General features: G+C 50.2%; 9 protein-coding genes. All 9 read right to left on the bottom strand.

Going from position 1 to position 12712, the window contains the following annotated elements:
- Positions 1–11 precede the first annotated feature (11 nt).
- Positions 12–809 (bottom strand): pyrroline-5-carboxylate reductase, encoded by a 798-nt coding sequence (gene proC, locus ACTRC3_RS03690; RefSeq protein ID WP_440321667.1) that lies wholly within the window; start codon positions 807–809, stop codon positions 12–14.
- Between the two features lie 124 nt (positions 810–933).
- Positions 934–2442, bottom strand: coding sequence for a ribonuclease Y (gene rny / locus ACTRC3_RS03685; RefSeq protein WP_440321705.1), 1509 nt, complete (start codon positions 2440–2442; stop codon positions 934–936).
- Positions 2443–2584: 142 nt separating this feature from the next.
- A complete protein-coding gene (locus tag ACTRC3_RS03680; protein WP_440321665.1) occupies positions 2585–3217 on the bottom strand; it encodes a hypothetical protein in 633 nt (210 codons plus the stop codon).
- Positions 3218–3261: 44 nt separating this feature from the next.
- Positions 3262–4029, bottom strand: coding sequence for a class B sortase (gene srtB / locus ACTRC3_RS03675; RefSeq protein ID WP_440321663.1), 768 nt, complete (start codon positions 4027–4029; stop codon positions 3262–3264).
- Positions 4013–5206, bottom strand: coding sequence for a DUF7601 domain-containing protein (locus ACTRC3_RS03670; protein WP_440321662.1), 1194 nt, complete (start codon positions 5204–5206; stop codon positions 4013–4015). Before ACTRC3_RS03670 ends, srtB begins: the two co-directional genes overlap by 17 nt.
- Positions 5207–5254: 48 nt before the next feature.
- On the bottom strand, positions 5255–5644 hold the full coding sequence (locus ACTRC3_RS03665) for a S24/S26 family peptidase (protein WP_440321660.1): 390 nt from the start codon (positions 5642–5644) through the stop codon (positions 5255–5257).
- Complete coding sequence (locus ACTRC3_RS03660) at positions 5645–10678, bottom strand: SpaA isopeptide-forming pilin-related protein (RefSeq protein ID WP_440321659.1); 5034 nt, start codon at positions 10676–10678, stop codon at positions 5645–5647.
- 187 nt (positions 10679–10865) lie between these two features.
- Complete coding sequence (locus ACTRC3_RS03655) at positions 10866–11405, bottom strand: RecX family transcriptional regulator (RefSeq protein ID WP_178039763.1); 540 nt, start codon at positions 11403–11405, stop codon at positions 10866–10868.
- The gene (recA, locus tag ACTRC3_RS03650) at positions 11380–12468 is read right to left on the bottom strand and encodes a recombinase RecA (RefSeq protein WP_440321656.1); all 1089 of its coding nucleotides are present in this window, start codon (positions 12466–12468) and stop codon (positions 11380–11382) included. The genes ACTRC3_RS03655 and recA overlap by 26 nt, the downstream gene beginning before the upstream one ends.
- Positions 12469–12712: the final 244 nt, after the last annotated feature.

The raw sequence follows: 12712 nt of genomic DNA, 5'->3' as shown, positions 1-12712 counted from the left end.
TCACTTCCATACTATTTGATTCCTTCGGATTTGTTATAGCAGGCCTCGCAGGCTTTCAGCACCGCGCCCCGGAATCCCGCGTTTTCCATCGCCGCCACACCGGCGATGGTGGTTCCGCCCGGAGAGCAAACCTTATCCTTCAATGCTCCCGGATGCTCGCCGGTCTCCAGTACCATTTTCGCTGCGCCGGCTACTGCCTGGGCCGCAAAGGTGTATGCCTGGGCTCTCGGAAGGCCAAACTGCACTGCGCCATCCGCCAGTGCCTCAATAAACTGGTATACATAAGCCGGAGAGCTTCCGCTGGCGCAGACCACCGCGCTCATCATCCGTTCTTCCACATCGGCGTACTTTCCGACTGCTCCGAAGATCTGATGTACCCGGTCAATCTCTTCCTGACTGAATTCCTCCGCGTCAAAAGACAGCCCCGTCATACCCTCGCCAATCAGAGCCGGGGTATTGGGCATGGCCCGCACGATACGCCGGTCGGATCCAAGGGTCTCCTTCAGGCTGGCAATGGTGATACCCGGAGCCAAGGAGATTACTACATGATCCGGTGTCACCGCGTAGCGGATCTGCTTCAGCACCAGGGGATAATACTGGGGTTTCACAGCCAGTACCACGTATTTACAGTTGTTGGCGCATTCCGCGTTGGACTCCGCGTATACCACCTGGGTTTCCGCATGCACCCGCAGCTTTGTCTCCGTGGTCTTTGCGGTAAAAATCAGCTTTTCCGCCGGAAACTCTTTCAGGACGCCTTTCAAAAGGGCGTAACCCATATTACCCATTCCGATAAATCCTATCTCTGCCATCTGTATCTCCTCCTCTTTCATCAACCTCTGTTCAAAATCTGGCCGGAATCCAAGTGGAATTCATTCACAGTCCACTTGGATTCCGATCGAAAAAGGATGCCGCCCTGCGACATCCTTCGTCTTTTTATTTTGCGTAATCTGTTACTCTGCTTTCGCGGATAACATTTACCTTGATCTGACCCGGATATTCCAACTCAGCTTCTATCTGCTTGGAAATATCTCTTGCCAGCAATACCATGCTGGCGTCATCTACCTGATCCGGAACTACCATTACACGAATCTCTCTACCTGCCTGAATTGCAAAAGACTTGTCTACGCCCTTAAAACCATTGGCGATATCCTCTAACTGTTTTAACCGATTTGTGTACGTCTCCAACGTCTCTCTGCGGGCACCCGGACGGGCTGCGGAAATGGTATCTGCCGCCTGTACCAGACATGCAATCAGAGATGTCGGCTCCGTATCACCATGATGTGATTCTACCGCGTTGATAACAATCGGTGATTCCTTGTACTTTCTGCACAGATCTGCACCAATCTGGATATGGGATCCTTCCACCTCATGGTCAATGGATTTACCAATATCATGAAGCAGTCCGGCGCGCTTCGCCATACGGACGTCTACGCCGACCTCGCCTGCCAGAAGGCCTGCCAGATGCGCTACTTCAATGGAATGCTTCAATGCATTCTGACCATAGCTGGTACGGAACTTCATTCGTCCCAGGAGCTTCACCAGCTCCGGATGAATTCCATGGACGCCAACCTCGAGAACGGCTGCCTCGCCTTCCTCGCGGATCATGGTCTCCACTTCCTTCTGCGCCTTTTCTACCATCTCTTCGATACGTGCCGGATGAATACGTCCGTCCACGATGAGCTTTTCCAGCGCAATCCTTGCCACTTCGCGGCGAATGGGGTCAAAGCCTGACAGAATGACTGCCTCGGGGGTATCGTCGATGATCAGGTCGATGCCTGTCAATGTCTCAAGAGTACGGATATTCCGTCCCTCACGACCGATGATTCTTCCCTTCATCTCGTCGTTCGGAAGCTGTACCACGGAGATCGTCGTCTCTGCCACATGGTCGGCAGCGCACTTCTGAATCGCCGTTACTACATATTCCTTTGCCTTCTTGTCAGCTTCTTCTTTTGCTCTGCTCTCCAGTTCCTTGACGAGCACAGCGGTTTCATGTTTTACTTCGTCTTCAACAGTCTTTAATAAATAATCTTTTGCTTGTTCGGAGGTAAGGCCAGAGATTCTTTCCAGTTCCTGTACTCTTTTTTCCTGAAGCTTGTTGATCTCAGCTGTCTGCTTCGCCAGCTTCTCTTCCTTGGCCGCATAACTCAGCTCACGGCGTTCCAGGGCATCAGATTTCTTGTCAAGAGCTTCCTCTTTGGCAAGCACTCTGCGCTCATAACGCTGCAGCTCCGCTCTGCGTTCCTTTGTCTCTTTGTCCAGCTCGTTCTTTGTCTTCAGTGATTCTTCCTTCGCCTCCAGCAAAGCTTCGCGCTTGGATCGTTCCGCGACCTTTAGTGCGTCGTCGATGATCTCTCTTGCTTTCTCTTCCGCGTTACCGACCTTTTTCTCGACCGTATTCTTGCGGACAGTCAGGGTCACAAGAGCCGTTACCACAATGCACACAATCGCAACGATTATAAGAACATAAAACGGCACAGGAGCACCTCCTTATTTAATTTTCATTGTACAAATATAACCTGTTTGACACGCTTATTTTTATAAGTTTTGCCGATTAGGAATAACATACAACTATTAAATTCTATACTTATTTTACCTTTCTGTCAAGTAATAGTTGGGTAACAGCAGCTCCCAGTCCGGTAATACCCGCAAGAAACAAAATGATCCAGAATACCGCCTCATTTTCATCGCCTGTCTGTACCCTGGTACCTGTTTCAGAAGGCTTCTGCCGGCTGGATTTCTGCCCTGCTTTATCTTCCGTTTTTTTCTCCGGTTCCTTTTCCGGCTTCTTTCCCCCGTCGTCCGCGAACTGAAGCTCGTCAGTCTTGGCTCCCTGTGGATCCTTTTCCCGCAGAGTCGATGTAACTGTCAATTCTCCATTTTCCCCGTTGACAGCCATGACATGCAGATAATACACAGCGATCTGCTTCTGATCCTCCCGGGTCATTGTCAGTACATAATGATAGTCTCCCGGCTTTTCAAACCAGATTTCCGGCAGCTGCGTGATGGTCTTGTCCCTGGTCAGTGTTACACAATATTCCTCCGGACTTCCGTCCGGCATGGGACACCCTTCATCCAGTCCCTTCAGGGCCAACTGATATGTTTTGTCCTCATTCAGACCGCCCTGTCCCCAGGTAATTGTTACCGGCAGGGTAAACCGGCTGCCGCCTGACGCGTACACCGGAAAGGCCAACATCAGGAACAGCCCCAAAGCTATCAATAAACTATATCTTTTTACTCTTCTTACTCTGTAAAATATTCTTCTCATTTGCGCTCATATACCATCAATACAACAATACGTTCTTCTTCCTTTTCCGACGAACAGGTGCTGAGAGCCAGGACAGCCCAGCTATCCGGTTCTTCCGAAAGCTTCTCCAAAAGCTCCTTTCTGACATACTGCCCCTTCGTTAAAACTGTCTGCTGAAACACATCCGAATCCGGTCCGCAATCCTGCGGTTCAAAAATGCAGGAGTCCGCTGCGTCCACCTTCATAACTGCCAGAAACGTGAGCGGATACGTTTTTCCCGGAACCATCAGTGTTCCTGTGGTATGCTCTTCCACAAAGTCCTCTTCCAGATACCGGTCCAGATCCCCAAACATCCTGTGCTTTTCCATATGATGTCCATACACCAGCTGGTATGCGCCCTGAAATGTCCTGTCGCACCTGGAATCCAGAAAAATGCTTCCTGCCAGGGCATATTCCCCGTACACATTTTTGTTCAGATATTCCAGGTTATCCTCGCCCTGCACAATTGGGTCATCGATTCCGGTACCCTCCAGGGTCAGCCAGGCCGCCACATCCGGATTGAGTCTCTGAAGCTCTTCAAAGGATGGGCTTTCTTCCTTTGGCCTCTGTTTTCTCAGCTCCTGCTGAAGCTTAAGCGGCGCGTCATAGATGGTGTTATTATCCCAGATGCAGTAGACGCAGTAAAGCGCTGTTACAAGCAGCGTCAGCAAAACAGCCCCATCCAGCAGTCTGTTAAGCAGCTTCAGCAGAATGCTTCCCATGCCCTGTTTATTTTTCTCTGTCACGGCGTTTCTTACCTGCAAAGAACAAAAGAGCTGCAGCCGCTATGCCCGCAAGTACAAGGACGTAGGGCAGATTGGAAAGGAAGATGCCGGTGTCGATGGTTGTCTCTCTTTTGTTTTCAATCTCCACAGATTGGGCCATTCCCACTGTACCGGTTCCGGCTGCCGTATCCGTTATGGTTCCGCCTTTGCCGCCGGCAGACTCTGTACCATTGTATTTCGGTGTGTGATAGCCGTCTGCCTGCGTCTCCGTCACCTGGTAGGTGACGCCCTTCGGAATATTGGAAAATACTACCGTTGTTCCGTCCTTCACCTTAACGGAAGCGGTTGCGCCAGTTTTCGCAGCATCGATAACAGCTTCTGTCGGATTGCCTGTTATCCCGGCGCTGGTGCTGATGGCGATGGGCGCGTGAATCTCTGTTCCGGCAGGCGCAGTGAAAGAGACTGTTACATCAAACTCTCTGTTCCTGTCTCCCATATTACCGGTGACTGTCTTCGAGATGCTCAAGCTGCCTGCGGCGTATTCATTGGTTACGTTCTCTGCTTTGTCGCCTAAGGAACCATCTGCATTGACCTTATACAGCCTTACACTGTCGATTTTCAGGGCTCCGGCTGACGCGTCGTCATTGACCACTGCCACGCGGACCGCATAGGTATCTGCGGCATAGGTTACGCCGGCTGTATTTCCCGCTTTCTCCCGGAACTCATAGTAATAGTAGCCCATGCTCTGATAGCTGTCCGCCGTGACCGCGACTGCCACCGGCTGCGTAACGGGTGCTGACGCCGCGTCCGTTGTCTTTGACAGGTTCCCTTCCGCATACGTGACAGAACCAATGGTTACTGCTTTTGCTGCATCTGGAATACTGTCTGCCTGTCCCGCCGGAAGCTCTCCCAGCTTTGTGATCTGATCCAGCTTGGCGGCGCTATTATAGTTTGTACAGGACACTGCATACAGCGTCGCCTGATTCTCCTGGGGCGTTGTTTCCGCACTTTCAAATCTGAATGTCTCTGCCGGGCTTTTGGCCCCTTCCGCGCTGTCGCCGTCCAGCTGATATACCTTATTGAACGAATAGCCCGTGGTTGCTCCGCCTTCTTCTGCTCTTGCTGTCTTTGCATTTCCCAGCACCAGCACTCCCGCCAGCACCACGCCATATACTGTTTTCCATGCTTTCTTTTTCATAAGTTTTTTATTCCTTTTAACTGGTTTCTCATTTGCCGCTTTTTTCTCTCACAGGCCTCTTCTTCTGAGAATCGTCATAATCCTGCCCTTTACCTGTTTTCGAGGTACTTCGTCACCATCCGGGCTGTCTTCCGGGTCTGTCTGGTAATCCTGCTGTACAGACAGCGTCTCCTCGCCTGTATTTTCTTTCTCTTTTACCGCTACTCTCCCGAAATGTAGCGCCCCGCCGGCCTCATAGACTATGACGTCGCCTGTCCGGTATTCCCGCTCCAATCGATAGCCCAGGGCCAGATCCCCGTCCTTCAGGGATGGGTACATCTCCATTCCGGTCACCCGCCCCAGAAAAAGGACTCTGGTAAATACCAGATATAAAACCAGAAGAAATACCGCTGCCCGCACAAATAATCTCAGATATCCTTTTCCAAGTCCCTGCTTCATCTATCTGCGTCTCCGTCTGCTTATCCAAAACAGGATTCCAACTATCACGATTCCGCCCAGAAGGCTTCCGTAAATCAGATTGGATTCCGTGAAGATTCCCGTTCCGGGCTCCATGTCAGCGTACTGCCGGTTCGTGATCTTCACCGGCTTCGCGGTTCCATCCTCCGAAATAGTGACGGCATCGGCTCCGCTCTTATATTCCACCCGATATTTCAGGCCATTGGTCATCGTGACCACGGTACCTGTGGATGTTATGGGCTTGCCATTACTATCCAGCTCCAGCACACGGTACTGCGCTCCCACCGGCACCTGCGTAAACTCCGGTTTTTCTGTGGAGCTGCCATTCAGCTTATAGGTCACATTTCCATTCTGACAGATAACCTCCAGAAGCTGCAAGGCTGCTGTACTATCATAGCTTCCCGATTCCTGATAGGGATACAGTCCGAACCGGTAACTGCCATCCGGCAGCCCGGAGCCGGTGACCGTTTCCCCATTCACATTCTGAAAGGTTTTTTCCAGTCCCAGTCTGCCTTTTTCATTGTAGGCTGTCACGTAGTATGTGGTTCCGGAATAGGAGAGCTTCGCCCCCCATTCCCGCCACTTTTCCAGCTCCGGCGGATAATTGCCCTCCACTTTTTTGGCAATCACATAATACTGCAGTGTTTTATCCAGCACATACCCTTCCGGCGCTGTTTCTTCCGTCAGGCGATATACGGTATTATACTGTAATCTTGTTCCGTCTGTGTTTCCAAAAGAGAATATTCCAGCCAGATTGCCTGTGCTGCCGGTGGTTCCTACTATGTCCGTTCCATTTTCCACCTTTTTCCAGCACTTTTCCTCTGTATTCCAGGCCACCTGCTCCAGCCGGAATTTTGCTCCATTCAGTGCGGCAGCTGTATTGTCCTTATCTACTTTTTTCACCTGAAGCACCGGATAGGTAGTGGTTTCCGCCGTTGAGCTCACCGTGTACCTTACTGTGGCATCTTTGATTTGCGCAATATCGCTGCTCTGCCCCCACCAGTACGCCGCATTGTTTACGGAAATATCCTGATCCGGCGGGCTGTTCAGGATCGCGTCATAGGTAATGGTAAGCGCCTGTCCGTCGGGTATGGTCAATATCAGCTTCTGTCCGTCCTCTGTATCTTCAATGCGCGATAAAATATTGGATACCTGGTTTCCGTCCTTATCCGTTACCTTCAGTGACTCTGTATCAAACTGCAGCGGATCCTTCATTTTGTCCACCAGGGTCAGGGTATCTTCTCCTTTTACCAGATCCTCTCCCAGACTGTTTACCTGCAATGTAAAGGGCAGCTTGCTGTTATTCACGCTTCCCATTTTTTTACTGATGGTCTTTTTCGTAACTGTTACCGTGGCGGAAGAATTACTGATCACCTTATCCGAATTATTCTTTACTGTAATTGCGTTGACAAACTCCTTTTCTTTTCCATTCAGCAGTATCTCCGGATCGCTGACCCTTGTAAGCACCTGGATTTCCAGAGAACGTTGATCCGCCGATTCGCCGCCCTTCCGAAGGTTTTCCACCCGGAACCGAAGCTGTCCTGTCTCACTGTTAAAGTAGGAAATACAGGTCCTCTTTACATCTCCTCTGTCATTGCCATCTATCAGCGCGGTTGTCTCCAGCTTTTCCCAGTTTTGATCATCCTTGTATTCGTCGATTTCCGGAACCACAGGCGGGTTATCAAAGAGTCCTTTCGCAATCCAGAAATATCTGGCGTATACCGGTGTCAGTCCCTCCGGAATCTGATCCTCCACATGCACGGTACCTTCCAGATCCCCGGCGTAGTTGATCTTGATTCGCCACTCCACATAGGTGCCCGGCTCTGTAATTTCATCTTGAAGCAGCTGGCTGATATTTCCTTTTTCATTTGAAATGACCTTCCAGTCTGATCCACCGCTATATTCATAGACGCCGGCCATTTCTTTAAAATTGGTTCCGGCTGAAGTTCCACGCAGTACTGTTCTATTTACTTTCATAAATTCCGAAGTGCTGCTCTCCCTGAACCACAGCTCATTATAATAATTTTTCCAGGCTCTTGACTCGTTCAGATTATAGGTCGGTCTGGTCTGCAGAACCATGTAGAGATGCTCACCCTCTTGTAATGTCAATGTTTTCTTTATTTCTATGGTGGCTGATGTTCCATCTGCCGGCGCGCTCCATGCATAGTCCGCATCCGCCGGAGGGGTTTCACCATTTTTATCATTTCCCGAAAGCTTCCTCATTCCCTTATCTGCTTCCAGCTCTCTGACCGAACCATAGTAATCCGTAAAACTTTTTCCATCCGGAATTGTTCCGATATACAGGCCTGTCATGGATGTACCACGCACCTGATGCAGGGAGCCGACGTCGGTGGAAGGCACGTCCTTTATCTGTGTCCCTGCGCTAATCTCCGTTCCGGTAATGTCAATCACCCAATATAAGCGCCCGTGCTCCCAGTCGCCGCTGCTTTCTTTGTTATGGTCGAAATACCAGCCCGACTTTACGAGATTCAGGTTTTTCTCTCCCTGTAACACGGTGGATGTGCTTACCTGCACACCGGCCAGAGTCACATGAATTCCGCCAGGTCCCACCACTTCGCCTTTTACCGTAAAGGCATTACCGGTTGTCACCTGACTGACGTTCGATACCTGGTTCGGTTTCGCGTAATAAGTTAAGAGGAAAGCGCCCTTACATACGTCCCCATCTGCCAGGCCCAGCTCCTTCGGACTAAAACTGAAGGTAGACATCTTGTCAATATCCGCCCATACCGTCTTCGTCACGGTCGTTTTCTTCAAAAGCTCCACTGCCTGCGCGTCGTTTACCGGCTGTTCACTCAAACCACCTTCGTAATAGTCCACCCGCAGATATCCCGTATAAGCCAGATACTCATTTTTCAGGGTATCTGTGAGAACCGCAGAGGCCACATCCCAGTCTGCCGCTTCATTGACCACTACCTGATAGGGAAAGCTTCCCGCCGGTACTTTAAAGGAAGCAGCCGCGTCTGTCGCTTTTACCCATGAACCGGATGCGTTCTGATAATGGTAAACTGCAGCCCCTTCAGAGAGCGACACATTTTTTTCTTCCGCTGTCTTCTCACTTTGGAGCTTTCTGTCCCAAACCTTTTTATCCAGCGTCTTTTCCACGTTTGCGAAAGAAAAGGATTGATTTCCGCCCGTTACAGTATCATCGGAATAGGCTGCCGCCCTGTTTTTAATGCGAATTGTTTCGTTCCCCAAAGCAAAGATATCCCCACGCACCTCTACCTGATAAGTCAGAGTCATGGTGTCTCCCGGATTCAGGGTATCAATATAGAAGTCAAACCTTTTTTCCGTATCGCTGTCATAGATAATCGGATTGCTCTGATCCGCATGTGGATTCTGTCCGATATTCTGCCTTTTGGATTCATCCTCCTTACTTCCCTGATACAGCTGAAAGCTTCCAACTGCATAATGCAGATAGGGCAGGTATCTGATATCCGTAATATCCTTTAAGGCGTCATTGATTTTTACATTCTTTAACGGATAGGTATTGGTCTCGTCTGCACTGACTGTCACCTGATAAGTAATGGTTCCGCCGCCTCCGGACTTATTCGGCGTATATTCGCCGCCGGTCTTCTGAATTCCCACATTGGTGTGCGGTTCAAAGTTTGTCGATACCGTCTGATGCGGATAGCTCCTTGCAAAAGAGGCTGCCGCATTCGTGATGGCGCCCCTGCTCTGGGCTCCTGTATATTCCGGCTTTAATTGTACGCGGTAAACAAGACTGCGGCTTTCCTGTGCGTTCATGTCTCCCACATTCCACACCAGAACGCCCGGAGACGTAACCGAAGCTCCGGCCTGTTCCGGAATCGGGGCCGCTTCTGTGATGGTGTTCCCCAGATATAGCTTACCCTTTCCAGCCTGACTTCCGACCTCGTAAGGCGCCACAGAAGAATCCTGGTTCGTACCCGCCCCTCTCTCTGTACCAGTCACACCTACATACTTCTCTATATATTCCGCATTTGCCGTGAAATGATCCGTAACCTTTATCTCCGGCATGGCCGTGTCTCCCGTAGACACGGTAAGCGTATATTCCAGATAAGATACGCCGGCTTCGTCCGTTATAAACTTACCTGCGGTTTTCGTCAGATTCAGAGTACCCAGTCTCGCGTCGCTTTCTGTTTCAAATGGGAGACTTATGTTCACATTTCCTATGGTCAGATTCTGATTCGGATTCTTTCTCACCTTATCCCGGTCAGCGTCTGCGTAAAATGAAAATGAACCATCAATCGTCTTGACTTCTGCTTCCTCCCGCTTCAGGAATTCATCCGTAAAGCTCATCTGAATCGTCTTAGCTGAGGTATCAGCCGTAATCGTTCCGATTTCTTTTCCATTCGCGTCCTGTATAACGCTTAATTCCACATGTGGCTCAATGAGCAAATCCGGCAGCCTGTACTGCAGTGTCCTGCTGTGAGCCTCCACATCTCCTGCGTTCGCATTTTTATAAGAAATGGTGAATTTTAATTCAGCGTCCGCAGGGATACCTGTCGTATCAGCGCCTACTTCCACCCAGTTATCGCCTGATTTTTCCGTTCGGTACCAGGCCTGCACATTCTTAATATAGGGTGTCACATCCAGTGGTTCTGCAGTCGTCTCTTCCGCCTGTGATACGACGGCAATTTCATTTTGTTCCCCGGAACTATCCCCTGCCAGCTCAGCCACATCGGAATTTTCCTCCTCTGTAGCTGTCGCGTCACCAGCCGTTGCATCTGCTTCCGCTTTATCCGATGCAGTCGCATCTGAGGCATTCTCACCGGACTTATCCCCGCCCGGGACAGCCGCATCCGAATCCGGCGTCTCTCCATCCTCTGTTCCTTCTCCGCCGATCGGATCGCCATCCTCATTCTGCCTGTTCTCTTCGCTCTGACTGGTTTCTTCTTCCTGACTGATTCCTTCATTTTCAGCCAAAATCTTCAAATATGGCTGAGGCAGCTTTATGACCAGAAATACAGCAAGCGCAAGAAGAAGCCAGTTTTTCCTCTTCCGTATAAATCTCATCTTTTTCACCGTTTTTCAAGAATATTCTTAGTTGGATTGTGTTGATTTGTGCGTGTTTGCGCGATCATCCATTATGATTCAACATTATATCGCATCCCTGTACATATTTCAACTATTCAAGACAATATTTGGGTGAAAGATTTGGGTGAATTTTAGTGAATTTTAGTGAATTTTGGTGAATCACCTGTCAGGTATCGTCTTCAGCCTGCCGAAGCTCCGCCAATATATCTGAGCTTCGGAATCCCCGACGCAAAAGGAACTGATAAAAACGCCGTTTTTCATTTTGATCCGCCACAGCCGGATCCATATGCTTCTTTTCCATCCAGCGGCGGATCTGGGCACGCTCATCCTGAGGCTCTGCCTCTTCCAGCGCCCCTTCCAGCACGGACTTGGAGATTCCTTTTTTATATAACAGCTCCTGCTCCACCTGACGGCTGCTCTTTACTTTTCCTCTGCTGTTCAGATAGTTGACCGCATATCGATGATCGTCGATATAGTGATAGCTTTTTACATACTCCACTGCCGCATCCACTACCTCGGGCAGATAATTCTTCAAAAGCTTATCACGTAATTCCTGCTCGGTACGATCAGAGCGCTCCAGGATATGGAGCGCTCTGCGTTTGGCCCGGTTCAGATCGCCGGACTTCTCCGGCTTTTTTTCATACTCTTCCTCGGGGTTCTCTTCTGTGTAATTTCTGTAATTATTTCTCTGCTGTCTCTGCCGCATTCTTCTTTCCTGCCGCCTCTGTCTTTTCCTTCTGTGCCTTTTCTGCCTTCTCCTCATCGTTCCCGGCGCTGTCCAGGCCGAAGCCCTCCCGGACTCTCTCCTCTATCTCGTGGCAGATCTCCGGGTTCTGCTTCAGAAACTGCTTGGCATTCTCACGGCCCTGGCCAATCTTATCGCCTTCATACGCGTACCATGCGCCGCTTTTATTCACCACGCCGGTGTTGGCCGCCAGATCCAGAATGTCGCCCTCACGGGAGATTCCCTCGCCAAACATGATATCAAACTCTGCCTCCTTGAAAGGCGGAGCAATCTTATTCTTCACCACACGGATACGGGTACGGTTACCCACCATCTCGCCACCCTGCTTCAGGGTCTCAATACGGCGCACATCCAGACGGATGGAAGAATAGAACTTCAACGCACGGCCACCGGTGGTCACTTCCGGATTACCGAACATGACGCCCACCTTCTCACGCAGCTGATTGATAAAGATCACCGTACAGTTGGACTTGCTGATCACAGCGGTCAGCTTTCTTAAAGCCTGGGACATCAGCCGTGCCTGCAGACCCACATGGGAATCGCCCATGTCGCCTTCAATCTCGGCCTTCGGAACCAGGGCTGCTACGGAGTCCACGATGATGATATCCACCGCGCCGGAACGAACCATGGTCTCCGCGATCTCCAGAGCCTGCTCGCCGTTATCCGGCTGGGAAATGTAAAGATTGTCAATGTCTACGCCGATATTCTTCGCATATACCGGGTCAAGGGCATGCTCCGCGTCGATGAAGCCAGCGATACCGCCGCGCTTCTGTACCTCTGCCACCATGTGCAGGGCCACCGTGGTCTTACCACTGGACTCAGGGCCATAGACCTCGATGATACGTCCCTTCGGGATACCGCCCAGTCCCAGCGCCAGGTCGAGACTTAAGCATCCTGTGGGGATCGTCTCAATCTGCATGTTCGCTCCCTTGTCTCCCAGCTTCATGACAGATCCTTTACCAAACTGCTTCTCAATCTGCGCAAGCGCCGCGTCCAATGCCTTCTGCTTTTCTTCCTTTACCATAGCTTCTCCTTTATTCCGTACCTGTTTTATTTCGATATTCCAAACATTTGTTTTCGAATATTTGTTCGTTTTTCAGGTACTATCTTATTATATTTTTTTTCTTCTGTCAAGTAGAAAAGTTCTCATTCGTATGTTATCATCTGTAAACAGGGGAAATCGGAAAGAGCTGTTCCGGAATAGCGGATATCCGCTATTCGAAGCATAGCACAATTTTCATCCTCCCGTCAATGGTTTTCCGTTGTTT

Origin of the sequence: Laedolimicola sp. (assembly GCF_051972735.1) — a bacterium.
Classification (GTDB): Bacteria; Bacillota; Clostridia; order Lachnospirales; family Lachnospiraceae; genus Laedolimicola; species Laedolimicola intestinihominis.
This window is presented reverse-complemented; position numbering and strand designations above follow the sequence as displayed.

What these genes read in the sequence shown, in the direction of transcription:
- proC (WP_440321667.1), bottom strand. Translation starts at nt 809, where the DNA reads ATGGCAGAGATAGGATTTATCGGAATGGGTAATATGGGTTACGCCCTT.
- ACTRC3_RS03670 (WP_440321662.1), bottom strand. Translation starts at nt 5,206, where the DNA reads ATGAAAAAGAAAGCATGGAAAACAGTATATGGCGTGGTGCTGGCGGGA.
- ACTRC3_RS03665 (WP_440321660.1), bottom strand. Translation starts at nt 5,644, where the DNA reads ATGAAGCAGGGACTTGGAAAAGGATATCTGAGATTATTTGTGCGGGCA.
- ACTRC3_RS03660 (WP_440321659.1), bottom strand. Translation starts at nt 10,678, where the DNA reads ATGAGATTTATACGGAAGAGGAAAAACTGGCTTCTTCTTGCGCTTGCT.
- ACTRC3_RS03655 (WP_178039763.1), bottom strand. Translation starts at nt 11,405, where the DNA reads ATGCGGCAGAGACAGCAGAGAAATAATTACAGAAATTACACAGAAGAG.
- recA (WP_440321656.1), bottom strand. Translation starts at nt 12,468, where the DNA reads ATGGTAAAGGAAGAAAAGCAGAAGGCATTGGACGCGGCGCTTGCGCAG.